The sequence below is a fragment of the Streptomyces muensis genome (genome assembly GCF_021474425.1).
In the GTDB taxonomy this organism is placed as follows: Bacteria; Actinomycetota; Actinomycetes; order Streptomycetales; family Streptomycetaceae; genus Streptomyces; species Streptomyces muensis.
Genome location: NZ_JAKEIP010000037.1, coordinates 18,792 through 40,065 on the forward strand (window position 1 = coordinate 18,792; position 21,274 = coordinate 40,065).

General features: G+C 70.5%; 20 protein-coding genes. 12 read left to right on the plus strand and 8 right to left on the minus strand.

The genetic code is table 11. The annotated features are described in order from the left end of the window. The first annotated feature begins 47 nt into the window (after positions 1-47). Positions 48-482: a GNAT family N-acetyltransferase gene (locus L0P92_RS12750; RefSeq protein ID WP_234762684.1), complete on the plus strand. Its 435-nt coding sequence runs from the start codon at positions 48-50 to the stop codon at positions 480-482. Positions 483-622: 140 nt separating this feature from the next. After that, complete coding sequence (locus L0P92_RS12755; protein WP_234762685.1) at positions 623-1,216, plus strand: histidine phosphatase family protein; 594 nt, start codon at positions 623-625, stop codon at positions 1,214-1,216. Here the strand turns inward: L0P92_RS12755 and L0P92_RS12760 are convergent. After that, the gene (locus tag L0P92_RS12760) at positions 1,198-1,641 is read right to left on the minus strand and encodes a DUF6314 family protein (protein WP_234762686.1); all 444 of its coding nucleotides are present in this window, start codon (positions 1,639-1,641) and stop codon (positions 1,198-1,200) included. The two genes, L0P92_RS12755 and L0P92_RS12760, sit on opposite strands and share 19 nt — an antisense overlap. Before the next feature lie 126 nt (positions 1,642-1,767). Between L0P92_RS12760 and L0P92_RS12765 the strand changes: the two genes are divergently transcribed. Beyond that, positions 1,768-4,248 (plus strand): alpha-L-arabinofuranosidase family protein, encoded by a 2,481-nt coding sequence (locus L0P92_RS12765; protein WP_234762687.1) that lies wholly within the window; start codon positions 1,768-1,770, stop codon positions 4,246-4,248. 15 nt (positions 4,249-4,263) lie between these two features. Here L0P92_RS12765 and L0P92_RS12770 read toward each other — a convergent pair whose 3' ends face one another. Next, on the minus strand, positions 4,264-4,956 hold the full coding sequence (locus L0P92_RS12770) for a DUF6215 domain-containing protein (protein ID WP_234762688.1): 693 nt from the start codon (positions 4,954-4,956) through the stop codon (positions 4,264-4,266). A 195-nt stretch (positions 4,957-5,151) separates the two neighbouring features. Here L0P92_RS12770 and argC point away from each other — a divergent pair, with 195 nt between their 5' ends. Genes argC through L0P92_RS12795 form a run of 5 tightly spaced genes read left to right on the plus strand, consistent with a single transcriptional unit; the run spans position 5,152 to position 9,988 of the window. After that, entirely contained in the window at positions 5,152-6,180 is a 1,029-nt protein-coding gene (argC, locus tag L0P92_RS12775; protein ID WP_234762689.1) for an N-acetyl-gamma-glutamyl-phosphate reductase, read from the plus strand. Then, complete coding sequence (gene argJ / locus L0P92_RS12780; RefSeq protein WP_234762690.1) at positions 6,177-7,328, plus strand: bifunctional glutamate N-acetyltransferase/amino-acid acetyltransferase ArgJ; 1,152 nt, start codon at positions 6,177-6,179, stop codon at positions 7,326-7,328. The genes argC and argJ overlap by 4 nt, the downstream gene beginning before the upstream one ends. Next, complete coding sequence (gene argB / locus L0P92_RS12785; protein WP_234762691.1) at positions 7,325-8,239, plus strand: acetylglutamate kinase; 915 nt, start codon at positions 7,325-7,327, stop codon at positions 8,237-8,239. The genes argJ and argB overlap by 4 nt, the downstream gene beginning before the upstream one ends. Beyond that, positions 8,236-9,423, plus strand: a complete 1,188-nt coding sequence (locus L0P92_RS12790) for an acetylornithine transaminase (protein ID WP_234762692.1) — start codon at positions 8,236-8,238, stop codon at positions 9,421-9,423. Before argB ends, L0P92_RS12790 begins: the two co-directional genes overlap by 4 nt. Positions 9,424-9,442: 19 nt before the next feature. Beyond that, entirely contained in the window at positions 9,443-9,988 is a 546-nt protein-coding gene (locus L0P92_RS12795; protein WP_234762693.1) for an arginine repressor, read from the plus strand. 128 nt (positions 9,989-10,116) lie between these two features. Here L0P92_RS12795 and L0P92_RS12800 read toward each other — a convergent pair whose 3' ends face one another. From L0P92_RS12800 to L0P92_RS12825, 6 genes are all read right to left on the minus strand, one after another. Further along, on the minus strand, positions 10,117-10,857 hold the full coding sequence (locus L0P92_RS12800; protein WP_234762694.1) for an FAD:protein FMN transferase: 741 nt from the start codon (positions 10,855-10,857) through the stop codon (positions 10,117-10,119). Positions 10,858-10,912: 55 nt separating this feature from the next. Then, a complete protein-coding gene (locus tag L0P92_RS12805; protein WP_234762695.1) occupies positions 10,913-12,304 on the minus strand; it encodes an FMN-binding protein in 1,392 nt (463 codons plus the stop codon). A gap of 37 nt (positions 12,305-12,341) precedes the next feature. After that, entirely contained in the window at positions 12,342-13,724 is a 1,383-nt protein-coding gene (locus L0P92_RS12810; RefSeq protein WP_234762696.1) for a ferredoxin reductase family protein, read from the minus strand. Positions 13,725-13,821: 97 nt separating this feature from the next. Further along, positions 13,822-14,523 carry a L,D-transpeptidase family protein gene (locus L0P92_RS12815; RefSeq protein ID WP_234762697.1) on the minus strand — a complete coding sequence of 234 codons (702 nt, stop codon included), beginning with the start codon at positions 14,521-14,523 and terminating at the stop codon, positions 13,822-13,824. A 3-nt stretch (positions 14,524-14,526) separates the two neighbouring features. After that, positions 14,527-15,111 (minus strand): pyridoxamine 5'-phosphate oxidase family protein, encoded by a 585-nt coding sequence (locus L0P92_RS12820; protein WP_234762698.1) that lies wholly within the window; start codon positions 15,109-15,111, stop codon positions 14,527-14,529. A gap of 117 nt (positions 15,112-15,228) precedes the next feature. Next, a complete protein-coding gene (locus tag L0P92_RS12825; RefSeq protein ID WP_234762699.1) occupies positions 15,229-16,167 on the minus strand; it encodes a hypothetical protein in 939 nt (312 codons plus the stop codon). 300 nt (positions 16,168-16,467) lie between these two features. On the opposite strand from L0P92_RS12825, the gene argH reads away from it, so the two are divergent. From argH to L0P92_RS12845, 4 genes are all read left to right on the plus strand, one after another. Beyond that, on the plus strand, positions 16,468-17,892 hold the full coding sequence (gene argH / locus L0P92_RS12830; RefSeq protein WP_234762700.1) for an argininosuccinate lyase: 1,425 nt from the start codon (positions 16,468-16,470) through the stop codon (positions 17,890-17,892). A 138-nt stretch (positions 17,893-18,030) separates the two neighbouring features. Beyond that, positions 18,031-19,002: an aldo/keto reductase gene (locus L0P92_RS12835; RefSeq protein ID WP_234762701.1), complete on the plus strand. Its 972-nt coding sequence runs from the start codon at positions 18,031-18,033 to the stop codon at positions 19,000-19,002. Positions 19,003-19,116: 114 nt separating this feature from the next. Then, the gene (locus tag L0P92_RS12840) at positions 19,117-19,683 is read left to right on the plus strand and encodes a TetR/AcrR family transcriptional regulator (RefSeq protein ID WP_234762702.1); all 567 of its coding nucleotides are present in this window, start codon (positions 19,117-19,119) and stop codon (positions 19,681-19,683) included. Next, positions 19,680-21,260: an MFS transporter gene (locus tag L0P92_RS12845; protein WP_234762703.1), complete on the plus strand. Its 1,581-nt coding sequence runs from the start codon at positions 19,680-19,682 to the stop codon at positions 21,258-21,260. Before L0P92_RS12840 ends, L0P92_RS12845 begins: the two co-directional genes overlap by 4 nt. The last annotated feature ends 14 nt before the right edge of the window (positions 21,261-21,274 follow it).

Consider the following 21,274-nt stretch of genomic DNA (forward strand, 5'->3'; position numbering starts at 1 on the left):
GCGAAAACCGCTCGACGCCCCCGCCCCCGCCCTGCGAGCCTCACGGCATGACCGACACCCCGCCCCTCGCCGACGGCTACGAGATCTCCACCGACCTCCGGCGCATCGACGCCGAGCGTGTGCACCGGTGGCTGTCCACCGACGCGTACTGGGCGCTCGGGCGGGCGCGGGAGAAGCAGGACCGGGCGATCGAGGGCTCGCTGAACTTCGGCGTGTACGACACGGTTTCGGGAGAGCAGGTGGCGTATGCCCGGGTCGTCACCGACCGGGCGACCTTCGCGTGGCTGTGTGACGTGTACGTCGACCCGTCGGTGCGCGGCAAGGGCATCGGGACGGCGCTCGTCGAGGGGGTACGCGAGCATCTGCGGCCGTACGGGCTGCGGCGGATGCTGCTCGCGACGCACGACGCGCACGGGGTCTACGAGAAGCTCGGGTTCGCGGCGCTGGAGAACCCCGACCAATGGATGGCGCTCTACTTCTAGTTGCGTACTTGAATGTCCAACAGCCGTTTTCCAGTGACTTGTCCGCCTGGTCCTGACTCCGCAGTAAGGCTTCGTCCACCCTCCGTGACGCCCGCACAGACCCTCTTGACCTGCGCACTTCCGCGACACACCATCGCCGCATGTCGCTTCGGGTCACGTTCGTCGCCGCCGCGCGCAGCTCCCCGCTGCTCGCCGAGCGCTTCGAGGACGACCGGCCGCTGGACCAGGCCGGCTGGGACGAGGTGCAGCGCGTCGCACGCGACCTGCTGCCGCTGGCGGCGGCCGAGCTGCGCTACTGCTCGCCGACCCCGCGCAGCCGCGCCACCGGCGACGCCCTCGGCTACGCACCGCTGGTCCAACTCGCCCTGCGCGACTGTGACATGGGCCGCTGGCGCGGGCTCACCCTGGGCGAGGCGATGGCCCGGGAGCCGGACGCCGTGGACGCCTGGCTCGCCGATCCGCGCGGCACGCCGCACGGCGGGGAGTCCCTGCTCGCGTTCATCGGCCGGGTCGGCGGCTGGCTCGACACCCGTCCCGTGGACGACGGCGGCCGGATCGTCGCCGTGGCCGAACCGTCCGTGATCCGGGCCGCCCTGGTCTACGCCCTGAAGGCGCCGCCCGCCACCTACTGGAACATCGACGTACGCCCCCTGTCGACCACCACCGTGACCGGCCACGCCGGCCGCTGGAACCTCCGCTTCGACGGGGCGCCGACTCAGCCCTCGCGGGCGTAGTCCGTGGTGAGGACGAGGTCCTTCGCCGGGCCCCGAACCCGCCACACCGTCCGCCAGTGGTTCTCGTCCCGGACGGTGAACTCGCCCCGGTAGAGGTCGGCCGAGCACGGGTGGTCGGTGATGTGCCGGCCGGTCGTCAGGTCCAGGTCGTGGAAGAAGCGGCCGTCGGCGAAGCGGACGTCCGCCGTTCCCGGTGAACCGCCCGGGAGGAAACGCAGGGTGCGTTCGGCGGGGCGCGGGACGTCACGCCAGACGAAAGTGCCGGACTCGTGGTGCAGGAGGCCGCCGTCGTCGAGTCGGCCGAAAACCGTCGTACCGGAGAAGTCGCCTGCCTCCCCCGTCGTCAGATCCCGCACGGACCGCTCGACCCGCCAGTCTCCGGTCAGATACGTCAGCACCTCCGGTACTGGCCAGAACTCGCTCATCCGCTCCTCGCTTCCGACACTTTCGGTACCGCGCGACCCGTTGACGCTCCGGATCACCCTCCCTATCTTGCCGTTCGAAGTGCTGATCAGCGTTTGATATTTCGAACATCGAGCCGCGGAGTATCCATGCCACGCAATCCCAGCCGCTGGAGATTCGGCCTAGCGACCACCGCCTTCCTGGTGGCAGCCGGTCTCATCCCGTCGCCCGCCCACGCCGAGGACGTCACCGACTACGCGATCACCGTCGACCCGAGCGCCCAAGGCGCGGCGATCGACGACACGATGTACGGCGTCTTCTTCGAGGACATCAACCGGGCCGCGGACGGCGGACTGTACGCCGAGCTCGTGCAGAACCGGTCCTTCGAGTACTCCACCGCCGACAACGGCTCGTACACGCCCCTGACCTCGTGGACCGTCGGCGGCACGGCCCAGGTCGTCAACGACACCGGCCGGCTCAACGCGCGCAACCGCAACTACCTCTCGCTGGGCGCCGGTTCGTCCGTCACGAACGCCGGTTACAACACCGGCATCCGGGTCGAGCAGGGCAAGAGGTACGACTTCTCGGTGTGGGCCCGCGCCGAGAGCGGCAGCACGCTCACCGTCTCCCTGAAGGACGCCGCGGGCACGCTGGCCACCGCCCGGCAGGTCGCCGTGAAGGGCGGCTGGGCCAAGTACAAGGCCACCTTCACCGCGACCCGCACCAGCAACCGCGGCCGGCTCGCCGTGGCCTCGACCGCCGCGGCCGCACTCGACGAGGTGTCGCTCTTCCCGCGCGACACCTACAAGAACCAGCCGAACGGCCTGCGCAAGGACCTCGCCGAGAAGATCGCCGCCCTGAAGCCGGGCTTCGTGCGCTTCCCCGGCGGCTGCCTGGTCAACACCGGCTCGATGGAGGACTACAGCGAGGCCTCGAACTGGCAGCGCAAGCGCAGCTACCAGTGGAAGGACACCATAGGCCCGGTCGAACAGCGCGCCACCAACGCCAACTTCTGGGGCTACAACCAGAGTTACGGTCTCGGCTACTACGAGTACTTCCGCTTCTCCGAGGACATCGGCGCCATGCCGCTGCCCGTCGTCCCCGCCCTGGTCACCGGCTGCGGCCAGAACAAGGCCACCGACAACGAGGCGCTGCTCAAGCGGCATATCCAGGACACCCTGGATCTCATCGAGTTCGCCAACGGCCCGGCGACCTCCAAGTGGGGCAAGGTCCGCGCCCAGATGGGCCACCCGAAGCCCTTCCACCTGACCCACATCGGGGTCGGCAACGAGGAGAACCTCCCCAAGGAGTTCTTCGCCCGCTTCGAGCAGTTCCGGGCCGCCATCAAGGCCAAGTACCCGGACATCACCGTCATCTCCAACTCCGGCCCGGACGACGCCGGCACGACCTTCGACACCGCGTGGCAGCTCAACCGCGAGGGCAAGGTCGACATGGTCGACGAGCACTACTACAACAGCCCGAACTGGTTCCTGCAGAACAACGACCGCTACGACTCCTACGACAGGAACGGCCCCAAGGTCTTCCTCGGCGAGTACGCCTCCCAGGGCAACGCCTGGAAGAACGGCCTCTCCGAAGCCGCCTTCATGACCGGCCTGGAGCGCAACGCGGACGTCGTCAAGCTCGCCTCGTATGCCCCGCTGCTCGCCAACGAGGACTACGTCCAGTGGCGGCCGGACATGATCTGGTTCAACAACCGGGCCTCCTGGAACTCGGCAAACTACGAGGTCCAGAAGCTGTTCATGAACAACGTCGGCGACCGCGTCGTCCCGTCCAGGGCCACCACCACGCCGAACGTCAGCGGCCCCATCAGCGGCGCCGTCGGCCTGTCCACCTGGGCGACCAGCGCCGCGTACGACGACGTCAAGGTCACCTCGGCGGACGGCTCGACGCTGCTCAGCGACGACTTCTCCGGTGACGCCTCGAAGTGGACGCACAGCGGCGCCGGCAGCTGGAGCATCCAGGACGGCCAGTACGTCCAGACCGACGCCGCCGCCGAGAACACCATGGTCACGGCGGGCGACCCGGCCTGGAAGGACTACGACCTGCATGTGAAGGCCACCAAGAAGTCCGGCAAGGAGGGCTTCCTCGTCGCCTTCGGCGTCAAGGACACCGGCAACTACTACTGGTGGAACCTGGGCGGCTGGAACAACACCCAGTCCGCGATCGAGCAGGCCGTCGACGGCGGCAAGGGCACCCTGATGACCAAACCCGGGTCGATCGAGACGGGCCGCGCCTACGACATCGACATCAAGGTGCGCGGCCGCCAGGTCACCCTGCTCCTCGACGGCAAGGAGTGGGGCAGCTTCACCGACGACAAGCCGGCCGAGCCGTTCCGGCAGGTCGTCACCAAGGACGCGAGGACCGGTGACCTGATCGTCAAGGTCGTCAACGCCCAGTCCGCCGAGGCCCGCACGGCCATCGACCTCGGCGGCGCCAAGGTCGCCTCCACCGCCCGCGTCACCACGCTGGCCGCCGACCAGGACGCGGTGAACACCGAGACGGACACGCCGGTCACCCCGGTGAGCTCCACCTTCCGGGGCGTCACCGACAAGTTCACGTACACCTTCCCGGCGAACTCCGTCACCTTCCTGCGGATCAAGCAGAGGTAAGGAGCTCCGAGAGGCTCAGCTGCCGGCGGCCCACCCCGGGACCGTCGGCAGCACCTTCTCGGCGACCCGGAGCAGTACGGCGTCGTCCGGCACCATGCCGTCCGCGCGCCACAGGGTCACGTCGTAGGAACCGCCGCTGTCCTTCTCGTCCTGGGCCACCACGACGGAGCGCAGCGGGACGCCGGTGCCGCTCTCGGCGTCGCCGCCGTCGAGACGGAAGTTGATCTTTATGGTCCGGTCCGAGTAGAGGACAGCGGGACGGCCGAGCACCGTCCGCTCGGTCGCGCTCCCCAGCAGTTCGTGCGACCCGGCCACGGGGAGGTCGTCGTAGGTGGCGGAGACCGTCACCGTGTACGTGTCGAACTCGACCTCGGCGGAGGGCATCGGGATGTCCTTGCCGCCGGAGAGCCCCACGGAGCCGTCGTTGCCGAAGGCGGTCTTCGCGGTCTCCGTCGGAGTGCCCAGCAGTTCGGCGAGGTCGGGCCGCAGCAGGGCCTCGCACAGCTGCTTCCCGGTCACCCGGCCGGTCCGCTTGCCGGGCTCCTTCTCGTCGGAGCAGCTGGCGGCCGGCGTGCCGCTGCTCCCGTTCCCGGACGTCACGTCGGACGCCCACAGGGCGCCCCCGAGCGCCGCGAACAACGCCACGGCCGCGAAGGCCTGCCCCCAAGCGTTGTGGCCCTTCTCGGGCGAGCCGATCTTTTCGGCCATGTCCCCCACCTGCCGTGATCCCCTGATACGTGCCCGGGGACACTAGCCCATGGACATGACATGGACAAAGCCGGTTTTCGTGCCCTCTCGCCCGGGTGGGGTGCGGCGCGTCGGCCGGGCGGGGTAGGCCGCCCGGCCAAGATTGCATAAACCTGCGGCGAAACGTATAGTCATGCCATCTAGGAGGAGGATTCCATGGCGGTACGTGCGGCAGTGGCCGGAGCGAGTGGGTACGCGGGCGGGGAACTGCTGCGTCTGCTCCTGGCGCACCCCGAGGTCGAGATCGGGGCCCTGACCGGCAACTCGAACGCGGGACAGCGGCTCGGCGCGCTCCAGCCGCACCTGCTGCCCCTCGCCGACCGCATACTCCAGGAGACGACCCCCGAGGTCCTCGCCGGACACGACGTCGTCTTCCTCGCCCTGCCCCACGGACAGTCCGCCGCGGTCGCCGAGCAGCTCGGCCCGGACGTCCTGGTCGTCGACATGGGCGCCGACTTCCGGCTGAAGGACGCGGCCGACTGGGAGACCTTCTACGGCTCCCCGCACGCCGGCACCTGGCCCTACGGCCTCCCCGAACTGTCGGGTGGCCGCGCCGCGCTGGAGGGGTCCAAGCGCATCGCGGTACCCGGCTGCTACCCGACCGCCGTCTCGCTCGCCCTCTTCCCGGCCTACGCCGCCGGCCTCGCCGAGCCCGACGCCGTGATCGTCGCCGCCTCCGGCACCTCCGGCGCGGGCAAGGCGCCCAAGCCCCATCTGCTGGGCAGCGAGGTCATGGGCTCCATGACGCCGTACGGCGTCGGCGGCGGCCACCGGCACACCCCCGAGATGATCCAGAACCTCAGCGGGGCGGCGGGCCAGCGGGTGTCGGTCTCCTTCACGCCGACCCTCGCCCCGATGCCCCGCGGCATCCTCGCCACCTGCAGCGCCCACGCCCGCCCCGGCGTCACGGCGGACTCCGTGCGCGCCGCCTACGAGAAGGCGTTCGCCGACGAGCCCTTCGTCCACCTCCTCCCGGAGGGGCAGTGGCCCGCCACGGCGTCCGTCTACGGTTCCAACGCCGTTCAGGTGCAGGTCGCGTACGACGCCGCCGCGAACCGCATCATCGCGATCAGCGCCATCGACAACCTGACCAAGGGCACCGCGGGCGGTGCCGTCCAGAGCATGAACATCGCCCTGGGATTTGACGAGGCCACCGGCCTTTCGACGATCGGAGTCGCACCGTGAGCGTCACGGCAGCCAAAGGATTCACGGCGGCGGGCATCGCCGCCGGGATCAAGGAGAACGGCAACCCGGACCTGGCCCTCGTGGTCAACACCGGGCCCCGCCGCGCCGCCGCCGGTGTCTTCACCTCCAACCGCGTGAAGGCCGCGCCGGTCCTGTGGTCCGAGCAGGTCCTCAAGAGCGGCCAGGTCGCCGCCGTCGTCCTCAACTCCGGCGGCGCCAACGCCTGCACGGGCTCCAAGGGCTTCCAGGACACCCACGCCACCGCCGAGAAGGCCGCCGAGGCCCTCGGCCGGGGCGCCATCGAGATCGCCGTCTGCTCCACCGGCCTCATCGGCGTCCTGCTCCCCATGGACAAGCTGCTCCCCGGCGTCGAGACCGCCGCCGCGCAGCTCTCCGAGCACGGCGGTGAGAAGGCCGCCATCGCCATCAAGACCACCGACACCGTCCACAAGACGTCCGTCGTCACCAAGGACGGCTGGACCGTCGGCGGCATGGCCAAGGGCGCCGGCATGCTCGCCCCCGGCCTCGCCACCATGCTGGTCGTCCTCACCACCGACGCCGACCTCGACAACGACGCCCTGGACAAGGCCCTGCGCGCCGCCACCAAGGTCACCTTCGACCGCGTCGACTCCGACGGCTGCATGTCCACCAACGACACCGTGCTGCTGCTCGCCTCCGGCGCCGCCGAAGTCACCCCGCAGTACGAGGAGTTCGCCGAAGCCGTACGGCAGGTCTGCGACGACCTCGGCCAGCAGCTCATCCGGGACGCCGAGGGCGCCAGCAAGGACATCAAGGTCGAGGTCGTCAACGCCGCGACCGAGGACGACGCCGTCGAGGTGGGCCGCTCCATCGCCCGCAACAACCTCCTCAAGTGCGCCATCCACGGCGAGGACCCCAACTGGGGCCGTGTCCTGTCCGCGATCGGCACGACGTCCGCCGCCTTCGAGCCCGACCGGCTCAACGTCGCCATCAACGGCGTCTGGGTGTGCAAGAACGGCGGCGTCGGCGAGGACCGCGAGAAGGTCGACATGCGCTACCGCGAGGTGCACATCGTCGCCGACCTGGCCGCGGGCTCCGAGACCGCGACCATCTGGACCAACGACCTGACCGCCGACTACGTCCACGAGAACAGCGCCTACTCCTCATGAGCAACTCACCCGCGCGCAAGCACACCGCGCTCCCCAAGGCCCAGATCCTCATCGAGGCGCTGCCCTGGCTGGTCCGGCACAACGGCAAGACCGTCGTGATCAAGTTCGGCGGCAACGCCATGATCGACGAGGAGCTGAAGGCCGCCTTCGCCCAGGACGTCGTGTTCCTGCACCACGCCGGCCTCAAGCCGGTCGTCGTGCACGGGGGCGGCCCGCAGATCAGCGCCGCCCTCGACAAGCACGGCATCGTCAGCGAGTTCAAGGCCGGCCTGCGCGTCACCACCGAGGACGCCATGGACGTCGTACGGATGGTGCTGGCCGGACAGGTCCAGCGCGAGCTGGTCAACCTGCTCAACCAGCACGGCCCGCTGGCCGTCGGCCTGACCGGTGAGGACGCGCACACCATCACCGCCACCAAGCACCAGCCCGAGATCGACGGCGAGCTGGTCGACATCGGCCGGGTCGGCGAGATCACCGCCATCGACACGGGCGCGATCGAGGCGCTGCTGGCCGACGGCCGGATCCCGGTCGTCTCGTCGATCGCCCGTTCCGAGGACGACGGACATGTCTACAACGTCAATGCTGATACGGCGGCTGCGGCACTCGCTGCTGCTCTGGGCGCCGAAACCCTCATGGTCCTCACGGACGTCGAGGGCCTCTACGAGGACTGGCCCAACTCCGACGAGGTGATCAGCCGTCTCACCGCTTCCCAACTGGAGAAGCTGCTGCCGGAGTTGAGCTCCGGCATGGTGCCGAAGATGGAGGGCTGCCTGCACGCCGTGCGCGGGGGCGTCACCACCGCCCGCGTCATCGACGGGCGGGTCCAGCACTCGATCCTGCTGGAGATCTTCACCGATGAAGGCATCGGCACGATGGTCGTGCCGGACGCGCAAGAGGGGGATGCCGTATGACCGACAATCAGGAGCTCACCCAGCGGTGGCAGGGCTCGCTCATGAACAACTACGGCACCCCGCGGCTCCCTCTCGTCCGCGGTGAGGGCCTGAAGGTCTGGGACGCCGAGGGCAAGCAGTACTACGACTGGGTCGGCGGCATCGCCACCAACGCGCTCGGCCACGCCCACCCGGCGATCGTCGAGGCCGTCAGCAAGCAGATCGCGTCCCTCGGCCATATCTCCAACTTCTTCATGGCCGAGCCGACCGTCGCCCTCGCCGAACGGCTCCTCCAGCTCTTCGGCCGGGACGGCAGGGTCTTCTTCTGCAACTCCGGCGCGGAGGCCAACGAGGCGGCCTTCAAGATCGGCCGGCTGACCGGGCGGACGCACGTCGTCGCCACCGACGGCGGCTTCCACGGCCGCACCATGGGCGCCCTCGCGATGACCGGGCAGCCCGGCAAGCGGGAGCCGTTCCTGCCGCTGCCCGGTGACGTCACGCATGTGCCCTTCGGCGACGCGCAGGCGCTGGCCGCGGCCGTCACCGAGGAGACGGCCCTCGTGATCATCGAGCCGATCCAGGGCGAGCTCGGCGTCGTGGTGCCGCCGGCCGGCTATCTGAAGGCGGCGCGGGCGATCACCGCCGCGAGCGGTGCGCTGCTCGTCCTGGACGAGGTGCAGACCGGCGTCGGCCGTACCGGGCACTGGTTCGAGTACCAGGCCCACGAGGGCGTCCTGCCCGACGTCGTCACCCTCGCCAAGCAGCTGGGCGGCGGCCTGCCGCTGGGCGCGACGGTCGCTTTCGGGCGGGCCGCCGAGCTGCTGCAGCCCGGGCACCACGGGACGACGTTCGGTGGCAACCCGGTCGCGTGCGCCGCCGGTCTCGCGGTGCTGGACACCATCGCGAACGACGGGTTGCTGGAGAACGTCAAGCGGCAGAGCGAGACGTTGCGCGACGGGATCGAGGCGCTGGGCCATCCGCTGGTCAGCCATGTCCGGGGCGCGGGACTGCTCCTGGGTATCGTGCTCACCGAGCCGCACGCCGCGAAGGTGCAGCAGGCGGCTCAGGACGCCGGATTCCTGCTGAACGCGCCCGCCCCCGATGTCGTACGGCTCATGCCGCCGCTGAACCTCGGGGACGACGAAGTGGAAGCGCTTCTTCAGGCCCTTCCCGGCATCCTGGACGTTGCCAACGGGGACGGATGATCCGGGGAATGAGACGACGATGAGTCAGGCGCAGGACCACGAGCAGGGCGGGGCCGCCGGGCCTGCCGTGCCGCAGACCCGTACCGCACGCCACCGCCGGATCGTGGACATCCTCAACCGGCAGCCGGTGCGGTCGCAGAGTCAGCTGGCGAAGCTGCTGTCGGACGACGGGCTGAGCGTCACGCAGGCGACGCTCTCCCGGGACCTGGACGAGCTCAACGCGGTGAAGATCCGGAACAACGACGGTGACCTGATCTACGCGGTGCCGAGTGAGGGCGGGTTTCGTACGCCTCGGGCGCCGCTGGGGGAGTCGGCGAAGGAGGAGCGGATGCGGCGGTTGTCGCAGGAGCTGCTCATCTCCGCGGAGGCTTCCGCGAACCTCGTGGTCCTGCGGACCCCTCCGGGGGCGGCGCAGTTCTTGGCCTCGGCCATCGATCAGGCCGAGCTGCAGGACATCCTGGGGACCATCGCCGGTGACGACACGTTGCTGTTGATCAGCCGGAATCCTACGGGGGGTCAGGCTCTGGCCGATCATTTGCTGCGGTTGGCTCAGAACGGGCACTAGTCGCCGTAGGGGGTCTGTGACTGGTTGGGCGCGGGTTGTTCGTGGCTGGTCGCGCAGTTCCCCGCGCCCCTGGGTGGGTCGGCTCGCGTGGGCTGCGAGGTTGCCCCCGCCTCAGCCCCCCGGCCGCGTCAGCCCAGCCGCGCCGCCAACCCCCCGGTGCAGCGGACCTCGTCGCCCGCTGTGATCAAGAGCGCTTCTACGTCCGGCAACGACTCCAGCCAGCGCAGACCCTGGCGTGAACCCATGGCGAAGGCGGCGGTCGCCCAGCAGTCGGCCCAGGTGAGGCTGGGGGCTACGACCGTCACCGCCACCAGGTCCGTCACCGCGGAGCGGCCCGTGCGGGGGTCGACTATGTGGGCGCCGCGTTCGGCGGTGCCGGAGGTGGCGACCGCCAGTTCGGACAGACCGGCAGCGGAGATCACGGCAGCAAGGCCGCCCGGGCGGAGCGGGTCGGCCACCCCCACCCGCCAGGGGCGCTGTGCGCCCGGGACGCCCAGGAGCTGGACGTCGCCGCCGCCGTTGAGGCTGACGCCGCTCACGCCGGGGACGTCCGCGAGGCGGCGGGCCGCCCGTTCCACCGACCAGCCCTTGACGATGCCGGTCGGGTCGAGGCGGCCCTCGTACGACGTGCTGAACCAGCCCTCGCTGGTCCGCTCCGCCTCGGCGCCGAGCTCCAGCACCTCGGCGACCTCCGGATCGCACTCGTCGACGGTCAGCGCACCGCGTACCAGCCGGGAGATCTGGCTGTCGTCGCGGTAGGTGCTGAACACCTCGTCGACCCGGTGCAGTCCGGCGACCGCCTCGTCCAGTGCCGACCGCACGGCACCGGGGTCCCCGCCGCGGACGTCGAAGGAGAAGACCGTCCCCATGACCTCCTCCGCATGACGCACCGCGGCGGGAGCTTGTGTCGGTTCCACCACCGTGTCAGCCACCGGCCTGGTCCAGTGCCGACTGGAGGGATTCCTTGTATCCGGCGCTGGTGTAGGTGGCTCCGGAGACGGCGTCGATGTCGGCGCTGCCGGCTGCCACGGCGGCCTGGTTGAGCTTGGGTACGGCGTTGGCGGTGACCTGGTCGCTCTGGCCGCCCTTGGGCGTCTGGACCGCCTCGGCCTTGGTGATCTTGCCGCCGGCGACCGTGACGCGCACCTGGACCGGCCCGTACTGCGTCTGGGACACCTCGCCGGTGACGGTACGGGCCTGCGCGGCGCCCGAACCCTGGGACCCGGAGCCCTGGGAGCCCGACCCCTGCGACGCACCGGCGCTCGCCTGCGCCTTGTCCAGGGCGGACTGGAGGGATTCCTTGTATCCGGCGCTGGTGTAGGTGGCTCCGGAGACGGCGTCGATGTCGGCGGTGCCCGCTGCCACGGCCGCCTGGTTGAGTTTCGGTACGGCGTCGGCGGTGACCTGGTCGCTCCGGCCGCCCTTGGGCGCCTGGACCGTCTCCGCCTTGGAGATCTTGCCGCCGTTGACGGTGATACGGACCTGGACCGCGCCGTACTGGGTCTGGACGGCGTCCCCGGTGACCGTGGCGGCCTGGGCGGCACCGGACCCCTGCGACGCACCGGCGCTCGCCTGCGCCTTGTCCAGGGCGGACTGGAGGGATTCCTTGTATCCGGCGCTGGTGTAGGTGGCTCCGGAGACGGCGTCGATGTCGGCGGTGCCCGCTGCCACGGCCGCCTGGTTGAGTTTCGGTACGGCGTCGGCGGTGACCTGGTCGCTCCGGCCGCCCTTGGGCGCCTGGACCGTCTCCGCCTTGGAGATCTTGCCGCCGTTGACGGTGATACGGACCTGGACCGCGCCGTACTGGGTCTGGACGGCGTCCCCGGTGACCGTGGCGGCCTGGGCGGCACCGGACCCCTGCGACGCACCGGCGCTCGCCTGCGCCTTGTCCAGGGCGGACTGGAGGGATTCCTTGTATCCGGCGCTGGTGTAGGTGGCTCCGGAGACGGCGTCGATGTCGGCGCTGCCGGCTGCCACGGCGGCCTGGTTGAGCTTGGGTACGGCGTTGGCGGTGATCTGGTCGCTCCGGCCGCCCTTGGGGGCCTGGACCGTCTCCGCCTTGGTGATCTTGCCGTTGGCCACCGTCAGGCGTACCTGCACGGCCCCGTACTGGGTCTGCGCCGCGTCACCGGTGAACGTGCCGGTGGCCGCCGCCTGGGCGCCGCCCTGGGCCGAGGCCGCCGGCGGTGCGCCGATGCCCGCCGCCTGTGCGGAACCCGGGTCGGACGCCGGTTTCAGCGACAGCAGCAGCACGATCCCGGACACGGTGGCGGCGCCGGCCAGCACGACACGCCGGATGGGGTGACTCTTCCTCATCGGTCCTACAGCTCCTGAAGTCTTTGAGTCCCGTCGCTCACATCTCGAACGACTCGTGATGGATGCGGCGGGCGGGCACACCCGCGCCGCGCAGTGCTTCGTAGACGGACTGCGCGAAGCCGGCCGGCCCGCACATGAAAACGTCGTGCTTGTCGATGTCGGGCAGCTTCTGCCGCAACCGCTCCGCCGAGATGTCGGGCCGCTCGCCGTCAGGGCTGTTCACCGCGTACATCAGACGGGCGCCGCGCTCGTCGGCGATCTTGGCCAGCTCGTCCCACAGCGCCAGGTCCTGGGTGCTGTTGGCCCGGTAGAGGAGCGTGATGTCACCGGACGCGCCGGGCAGCGTCTCGAACAGCGCCCGCATCGGTGTGATGCCGACACCGCCGGCCACCAGCAGCACCTTGCCGCGGCTGCGCCGCTGTGCCGTCATCGCACCGTACGGCCCCTCGGCCCACACCTTCGTTCCCGGCTTCAGGTCACGCAGCCGCGACGTGTGGTCGCCGATCGCCTTGACCGTGATCCGCAGCATGTCCGGGCGGGGCGCCGCCGACAGCGAGTACGGGTGGGAACTGAACCGCATCCCCGGCGCCTTGAACCGCCACCGGAAGAACTGCCCGGCCTCCGCCCCCATCCGGTGCAGCTTGCGCCCGCCGATCAGCACCGACACCACGCCCGGCGTCTCCTCGATGACCGCCTCGACATACATCCGGTGCCGCATGTTGAGGCGGATCGGGGTGAGGACCCGGTACCAGATCACCGCCGCGGTCACGGCGCCGTACAGCCCGTACCAGAAGGTCTTCGCGGTGGGCTCGACGGCGAACTCGTTGCCGGTGGTGATCTGGTGCCAGAACGTCAGGTACACCGCCGCGTACGTCAGCAGGTGGACGTGGTACCAGGTGTCGTACGGGATCCGGCGGCGGACGCCCCCGATCGACAGGAACGCGATGAGGAACAGCAGCCCGGTGCCGATGGCCGCCTTGCCCATGTCGGGCAGCGTGTTGACCGAGTCGACCGTCTGCTGCACGACGTCGCCGAGCGTCTTGCCGGCCTGCAGCGCGTACGCCCACATGGTCAGGAAGACATGGGCGATGACCAGGCAGATCGTGTACCGCCCGCTCATCGCGTGCCACCGCGCGACCCGGTCCGAGCCCACCCGCCGCTCCAGCGCCGGCACCCGGGCCATCTGGAGCACGACGAGCGCCATCAGATAGCCGGCGAGCAGTCCGGTGATCCGCCCCGCGGCGAGGATCTTCGCGGTGTTGTCCGCGAGGGACGGCGTGTTGTCCCACCACAGCCACAGCACCGCCGCCGCGCCCGCCCATAGGGCGATCACCAGCGGGACGGCCGGGGAGCGGCGCGGGCGGATGCGGCGCATCGTCTGGCGGCGAGCGGCACGGCCGCCTGCGAGCGTGGTGGTCACGGTTCCTCCGGGGACGGGGCAAGGGGGGTGCGTGATGGGCGTGGTCCCTTGGCCCTGAGATACGTGCGGGGAGGTCCGTGTGTTCAGTGGCGCGCGCTCAGTACCGGGTGATGGCCGTCGACCCCTTCGCCGTCCCGATCGCGATATGCGGTTTCCGCCCCGGATCGGCCCATGTCAGGATCCGCCGCATCGCCTTCCGCGACACCGACACACAACCGGCCGTCGCCCCGCGCCCCTTCACATGGAGGAAGATGCCCGCTCCGCGGCCCTTGACCGGGCGGTCGTAGTTGAAGCCGATGACGAGTGCGTGCGCGTACAGCGGGCCGTAGGAGATCAGGTGCTCGGACTCGGCGGCCCGGCAGTCGCGGGCCCGTGGCTCGGTCCAGCGGTTGTAGACGCGGGAGTCGTTGTCCTGGCACCACCAGGAGTCCTTGCGCACCCGGCGGTACTCGTACGCCGTCCCGCGCGGCGCCGCCTCGATGCCGAAGGCGTACGGCAGCTTGTACAGCCCGGTCGGCGTCGTGTTGGTGCTCTGCTTGCGCCGGGCCCCCTCGACGAGACCCTTCGCCCCGAACCGGGCGGACGCCGAACCGGCCTTCACCCATGTCCCCTCGACCCGGTCCCACCAGGTCACGGTGCCGGACGTGGAGCCGGTTCCCAGGGCCACGGCGGTGATCAGCTGGGTGCCGCCGCCGGTGTCGGCCATGCGTGCGGGCAGCGCGGGCCGGGGCGGGCCGGCCGGGGCGGCGCCGACTGCCAGGAGGGACGCGGACACGAGGGCGACGACACCGGGGCGCATGGCTCAGACGCTAGACGGGGGCAGGGGCAACGGCACTCCGGGTAGGCCATCCAGGCTGTTCGCGATCTGCCTCTTGGCGAAGTACGCGCTCAGCGAGTCGTCGTCCTCACGCGCGAAGCGCCTCGCGTGCAGGTCGCGGTCCTCGTCGTACGTCATGAGCGGGACCGCGTATCCGCAGGAGTCGCGGATGACATCGGCCCGCACCACGACGATCGCGCGCAGGCCGTGCAGGGACGGGTCGATGTCGGGAAAGTGCCCGAGCAGCTCCTCGAACCGCGGATCGTCACGGAAGACGGCCTCACCGCGGCCGTGCACCCGGACGATGTTGGGCGGCCCCTGGAAGGCGCACCACATCAGGGTGATCCGGCCGTTCTCCCGCAGATGCGCGACCGTCTCGGCGTTGGAGCCGGCGAAGTCGAGGTAGGCCAGGGTCAGTTCGTCGAGGATCGCGAAGGAGCCCTTGAGACCCTTGGGGGAGAGGTTGACGGTGCCGTCGGCCGACAGGGGAGCGGTCGCGGTGAAGAAGAGGGGCTGCTCCTCGATGAAGGTGCGGAGTCTGCCGTCGATACGTTCGTAAGTTTTTCCCACGTCAACCGATTATGGACGTAGGTCGTTCGTATGTCTAAGTAATTGTGGGGTGCGGCATGAAACACCGCGGCCGCCCCGGCCGGCGTGCCAACGGGGCGGCCACGGCTGCCTGTCACGTCACTGGGTGAGCGTGCAGGCGGCGAATGCCTCCAGCCCCTCGGGCTTTTCGGCCGCGCGGCCGATGGCGGTCTCGATGCGGTTGAGGGCGGCGACGCGCTTGTCCTCCAGGGGGCCGAGGATGGCGTTCTGGACGAAGTTGGGTCCGCCCTGGCCGACGGTGTCGACGAGGCGCTGGTTGGCTTCGTCGATCTGGGTCTGGAGCTGGGCGAGGTTGCGGTCGACCTCGGCCTGCGCGGAGGCGGGGATCGCGGGCAGCTGACCGGTCACGTCCGGGCAGCTGATCGTCCCGACCCCGGCGTTCCCCGCGTCGCCCGCCGCGTCCCCGGCGTCCTCGCCCGCACCGGCCTCCGCACCCGCGCCCGCTTCCTCACCGGCACCGGCACCGGCGTCCTCACCGGCCCCGGCCTCCGCGCCCGCGTCCTCGCCGGCATCGGCCCCGGCACCGGCCTCCTCACCCGCACCCGCCCCGCCACCGGCGCCATCCGCGTCGAGCGTGCAGGCGGCGAACGCCTCCAGCCCCTCGGGCTTCGCGGCTGCCCGGCCGATGGCGGTCTCGATGCGGTTGAGGGCGGCGACGCGCTTGTCCTCCAGGGGGCCGAGGATGGCGTTCTGGACGAAGTTGGGTCCGCCCTGGCCGACGGTGTCGACGAGGCGCTGGTTGGCTTCGTCGATCTGGGTCTGGAGCTGGGCGAGGTTGCGGTCGACCTCGGCCTGCGCCGAGGCCGGGATCGCGGGCAGCTGACCGGTCACGTCCGGGCACGTGATGGTGCCTGGTCCGGCCAGTGTGCGGGCGTTCGTGCCGGCGCTCTTCGAAGACGATGTCGTCTCCCCGGCAAGGGCGAAGCCGGCGATCACCGTGCCGGACAGCGCCACCGCGGCGGCGCCGCCGATGAACGCGACGCGGCGCTTGTTGTACTTCGGAAGAGCCCTGGACATGCGGATGCCTCACTCGGGTTCGGGGGTGTCGTCTGTGCGTGCTGTCTGTTGCAAACGCGGCGCCTGCGTTCGGCGAGAGGTACGGGTAAGCGGTTTCCCGCGTTCAAAGGAAGCGCGAGTTTTCTGCCGCGCCCCGCCCTGGAGTCGACCGCCCCGGCCGCCTGAATTGACGAATCATGCAGAGCTCTGCATACTCATGCAGGTGAATGTGTGGTCAAGCGCACTAGCCTGACGACCGCCTCCCCGTTCACGCCACGGGGAGGCGGTGCCACATCCAGACCCTCCCGAGGAGCGCAGCAAGTGAGCAGCAACAGCGGTGACGTCCGGCTCTGGGGCGGCCGTTTCGCCGACGGTCCCGCCGAGGCCCTGGCCAAGCTGTCCGCATCGGTCCACTTCGACTGGCGGCTGGCTCCGTACGACATCGCCGGCTCCCGCGCCCACGCGCGCGTGCTGCACAAGGCGGGGCTGCTCACGGAGGACGAGCTGACCCGGATGATCGCGGGCCTTGACCAGCTCGAAGCGGATGTCGCCGACGGCTCCTTCGTGGGCACGATCGCCGACGAGGACGTGCACACCGCCCTGGAGCGCGGCCTGCTGGAGCGCCTCGGCGCCGACCTCGGCGGCAAGCTCCGCGCGGGCCGCTCCCGGAACGACCAGGTGGCCACCCTCTTCCGGATGTACCTGAGGGACCACGCCCGCGTCATCGGCGGCCTGATCGCCGACCTCCAGGACGCGCTGATGGGCCTCGCCGAGGCCCATCCGGACGTGGCGATGCCCGGCCGCACCCACCTCCAGCACGCCCAGCCGGTGCTCTTCGCCCACCACGTCCTGGCCCACGTCCAGTCCCTGTCCCGGGACGCCGAGCGGCTGCGCCAGTGGGACGAGCGCACGGCGGTGTCGCCGTACGGTTCCGGCGCCCTGGCGGGTTCCTCCCTCGGTCTGGACCCGGAGGCGGTGGCGAAGGACCTCGGCTTCGAGCACGGGTCGGCCGCCAACTCGATCGACGGCACGGCCTCCCGTGACTTCGTCGCCGAGTTCGCCTTCATCACCGCGATGATCGGCGTGAACCTCTCCCGGATCGCCGAGGAGATCATCATCTGGAACACGAAGGAGTTCTCCTTCGTGACCCTGCACGACGCGTTCTCCACGGGTTCGTCGATCATGCCGCAGAAGAAGAACCCGGACATCGCGGAGCTGGCGCGCGGCAAGAGCGGCCGGCTGATCGGCAACCTGACGGGCCTGATGGCGACGCTCAAGGCGCTGCCCCTCGCCTACAACCGCGACCTCCAGGAGGACAAGGAGCCGGTCTTCGACTCCTGCGACCAGCTGGAGGTCCTGCTCCCCGCCTTCACCGGCATGATGGCCACCCTCACCGTCAACCGCGAGCGCATGGAGGAACTGGCCCCGGCCGGCTTCTCCCTCGCCACCGACATCGCCGAGTGGCTCGTCAAGCAGGGCGTCCCCTTCCGCGTCGCCCACGAGGTCGCCGGCGAGTGCGTGAAGGTCGCCGAGGCGGAGAACAAGGAGCTGGACGACCTGACGGACGAACAGTTCGCGAAGATCAGCGCCCATCTGACGCCGGAGGTCCGGACGGTCCTCAACGTGCCGGGCGCGCTGGCTTCCAGGAACGGCCGGGGGGGCACGGCCCCGAGCGCGGTGGCCGTCCAACTGGCCGAGGTGAAGCAGGACGTGGCAGCCCAGCACCAGTGGGCGAATCGCCCTTAAGGGGCGCGGGGAACTGCGCGAGCAAACCCCACAGGCCGAAAGCCGCCGAACTACCGCACAACCCAACCCCTGAGGCGAAGGTCATCGCGGGTTACGTTGGTCAGGAGCCGTACCGGAGCCGACCGAACGGAGCCCGCGATGCCCTTCGCCCGACTGGCGACAGCGACAACCCCCACCTGCCACATCGGACTGGGCCTCGCCGCCGTCGGCCGCCCCGGTTACATCAACCTCGGCCGACACGAAGACCTCGGAGAGCACCGCAGCGCCGAAGCGCTGCACACCCGCACCCACGAACTCCTCGACGCCGCCTACGCCCAGGGCGTCCGCTACTTCGACGCCGCCCGCTCCTACGGCCGCTCGGAGGAGTTCCTCGCGGACTGGCTCGACAAGAACCCCGGCATCGACGACGTGGTCATCGGCAGCAAGTGGGGCTACACCTACACCGCCGACTGGTCCACCGACGCCGAGAAACACGAGGTCAAGGACCACACCCTCCAGACCTACGAGCGTCAGCGCGCCGAGTCCGACGCCCTGCTCGGCGACCGTCTCGACCTCTACCAGATCCACTCGGTGACCCCGGACAGCCCCGCCCTCACCGACAAGGACCTGCACGCGAGGCTCGCCGAAGCCGCGGCCGCCGGCCTCACCATCGGCTTCTCCACCAGCGGCCCCGCCCAAGCGGCCGCGATCCGCGCCGCCCTCGCCGTGACGGTCGACGGCGAGCCCCTCTTCCATACCGTCCAGTCGACGTTCAACGCCCTGGAGACCTCGGCGGGCCCCGCCCTCGCCGAGGCCCACGACGCCGGGCTCACGGTGATCGTCAAGGAGGGCATGGCCAACGGACGACTCGCGGACCGGTATGCGCCGGACGCGCTGAAGGCGGTGGCCGAGGAGACGGAACTCGGCTGCGACGCCGTCGCGCTGGCGCTGATCCTCCGTGAGCCCTGGGCCGGCGTCGTCCTCTCCGGCGCGGCGACGACCGTACAACTCGCGTCGAACCTGCACGCGGCGGTCGTGGACCTGGACGACGCCCAACTGGAGCGGCTGGCCGCGCTGGTGGAGGAGCCGGACGCGTACTGGGAGACGCGCGGGCAACTGCCCTGGCACTGACGCACACCCGTTGATCGCCGGCCGTCGGCCCCGTAGATCACGCTGGCCGACGCGCAATGAGTCACGCATGCCCACGATGAGACAATCATGTCTCACATGCGCTACTCTCGTCTCATGGCTGTTGATCGTGACCACGTGCTGCGCACCGCCGCGGCCCTGCTGACCCGCAAATCCACCGCGACCATGGACGAGGTCGCCAAGGCCGCCGGGATCAGCCGCGCCACCCTGCACCGGCACTTCGCCGGACGGGACGCGCTCGTGCGCGCGCTGGAGTCGCTCGGCATCGCGGAGTGCGAGGCCGCGCTGGACGCGGCGCGTCTGGACGAGGGCGCGGCGGGTGACGCCGTACGACGCCTCGTCGGCGCCATCGAACCCGCCGCTGGACTGCTCGCCTTCCTCTACACGGAGAACCAACTGTTCGAGGGCGAGCAGCAGAACGCGGGCTGGGCACGCATCGACGACCGCATCGCCGCCCTGTTCCGACGCGGCCAGCAGAACGGCGAGTTCCGCATCGACCTCAGCCCGGTCTGGCTCACCGAGGCGCTCTACGGCCTGCTGGGCTCAGCGGCCTGGGCGGTCGCGGAGGGCCGGGTCGCCCGCAACGACTTCACCCACATGATCGTCGAGCTGCTGCTCGGCGGCGCACTACGCCAACCCGCACGACCGAGAGAGGAATCATGACCAGCACCCTGCAGCCGGCCACCACGACCGAGGCGGTGACCAAGCGCCCGGGCCGTTGGCTCGCGCTGTCCGTCCTCGTGCTCGCCGTGCTGCTGGTGGCCGTCGACGCGACCGTCCTCGGCCTCGCGACCCCCTACATCAGCGAGGACCTGAAGCCCTCCGGCACCCAGCTCCTGTGGATCGGCGACGTCTACTCCTTCGTGATCGCCGGTCTGCTCGTCTCGATGGGCAGCCTCGGCGACCGAATAGGCCGCAAGCGGATCCTGCTCGTCGGCGCCACGGCGTTCGGCGCGATATCCGTGCTCAACGCCTACGCGACGACCCCGGAGCTGATGATCGTCGCCCGGGCGCTGCTGGGTGTCGCCGGCGCGACGCTGATGCCGGCGACCCTCGCCCTGATCCGTAACCTCTTCCACGACCCGCGTGAACGCAGCCTCGCCATCGGCATCTGGGGTGCGACCGCCTCCGCCGGTACCGCCGTCGGCCCGATCGCCGGTGGCTTCCTGCTCGAACACTTCTGGTGGGGCTCGGTCTTCCTGATCAACCTGCCGGTGATGGTCGTCCTCGTCCTCGTCGGCATCAAGCTGCTGCCCGAGTCACGCGACCCGAGCCCCGGCCCCTGGGACATGACCAGCGTCGCCCTGTCCCTCGTCGGCATGATCGGTGTCGTGTACGCCGTCAAGGAAGCGGCCGCTCACGGCTTCACCTGGGCCACGCTCGCCGCCGGCCTGGCCGGCGCGGCCGCGCTGTACGGCTTCGTGCGCCGCCAGCTCACGCTGCCGTCCCCACTGCTGGACATGCGGCTGTTCCGGCACCGTGGCTTCAGCGGCGCGGTGCTGGCCGACCTGCTGACCATCCTCGGCCTGTCCGGCCTGGTCTTCTTCCTCTCCCAGTTCCTGCAACTCGTGCAGGGCAGGGGCCCGTTGGAGGCGGGTCTTGCCGAACTGCCCGCCGCGATCGGCGCGGTCGTGGCCGGACTCATCGCCGGTCGCGTGGCCCGCCGCTACTCGGTGCGCGCCGTGGTCTCCGGCGGCCTCGCGGCGATCGGCCTCGCCCTGGCCGCGCTCACGGTCATCGACCGCTCGACGGGCTACCCCCTGCTCGGCGCCGCCCTCCTGGTCGTCGGCGTCGGCGCCGGCTTCTCCTTCACGGTCACCTCCGACGTGATCCTCTCCTCCGTACCGAAGGAGCAGGCAGGCGCGGCCTCGGCGGTGTCGGAGACGGCGTACGAACTGGGCGCGGCGCTCGGCATCGCGGTGCTCGGCTCGATCGTGACGGGCGTCTACCGCGACTTCACGGGCCCGGCAGGCACTCCGGCCGAGGCCCACGAATCTCTGGGCGGCGCGGTGGAGGCGGCGGCACACCTGCCCGCCCCCACGTCCGAGGCCCTGCTCGACGCCGCCCGCCAGTCCTTCGTGGACGGCCTCGCACTGGCATCGGGCGTGGGCGCGGTTGTCCTGCTCACTGCGGCAGTGGCAGCGTGGTTCATGCTGCGAGACCAACGGCTGGACAGCTTGCCTCAGGGGCGCGGGGAACTGCGCGATCAACCACAGCGGACCCGCAGCCGCCGTACCTGAGAACCCGAACGGTG

Coding starts and splice junctions, on each gene's coding strand:
- L0P92_RS12790 (WP_234762692.1), top strand. CDS start 8,236: ATGACCGACAATCAGGAGCTCACCCAGCGGTGGCAGGGCTCGCTCATG.
- argC (WP_234762689.1), top strand. CDS start 5,152: ATGGCGGTACGTGCGGCAGTGGCCGGAGCGAGTGGGTACGCGGGCGGG.
- L0P92_RS12825 (WP_234762699.1), bottom strand. CDS start 16,167: ATGTCCAGGGCTCTTCCGAAGTACAACAAGCGCCGCGTCGCGTTCATC.
- L0P92_RS12835 (WP_234762701.1), top strand. CDS start 18,031: ATGCCCTTCGCCCGACTGGCGACAGCGACAACCCCCACCTGCCACATC.
- L0P92_RS12750 (WP_234762684.1), top strand. CDS start 48: ATGACCGACACCCCGCCCCTCGCCGACGGCTACGAGATCTCCACCGAC.
- L0P92_RS12845 (WP_234762703.1), top strand. CDS start 19,680: ATGACCAGCACCCTGCAGCCGGCCACCACGACCGAGGCGGTGACCAAG.
- L0P92_RS12805 (WP_234762695.1), bottom strand. CDS start 12,304: ATGAGGAAGAGTCACCCCATCCGGCGTGTCGTGCTGGCCGGCGCCGCC.
- L0P92_RS12770 (WP_234762688.1), bottom strand. CDS start 4,956: ATGGCCGAAAAGATCGGCTCGCCCGAGAAGGGCCACAACGCTTGGGGG.
- L0P92_RS12795 (WP_234762693.1), top strand. CDS start 9,443: ATGAGTCAGGCGCAGGACCACGAGCAGGGCGGGGCCGCCGGGCCTGCC.
- argB (WP_234762691.1), top strand. CDS start 7,325: ATGAGCAACTCACCCGCGCGCAAGCACACCGCGCTCCCCAAGGCCCAG.
- L0P92_RS12800 (WP_234762694.1), bottom strand. CDS start 10,857: ATGGGGACGGTCTTCTCCTTCGACGTCCGCGGCGGGGACCCCGGTGCC.
- L0P92_RS12760 (WP_234762686.1), bottom strand. CDS start 1,641: ATGAGCGAGTTCTGGCCAGTACCGGAGGTGCTGACGTATCTGACCGGA.
- L0P92_RS12755 (WP_234762685.1), top strand. CDS start 623: ATGTCGCTTCGGGTCACGTTCGTCGCCGCCGCGCGCAGCTCCCCGCTG.
- L0P92_RS12815 (WP_234762697.1), bottom strand. CDS start 14,523: ATGCGCCCCGGTGTCGTCGCCCTCGTGTCCGCGTCCCTCCTGGCAGTC.
- L0P92_RS12840 (WP_234762702.1), top strand. CDS start 19,117: ATGGCTGTTGATCGTGACCACGTGCTGCGCACCGCCGCGGCCCTGCTG.
- L0P92_RS12765 (WP_234762687.1), top strand. CDS start 1,768: ATGCCACGCAATCCCAGCCGCTGGAGATTCGGCCTAGCGACCACCGCC.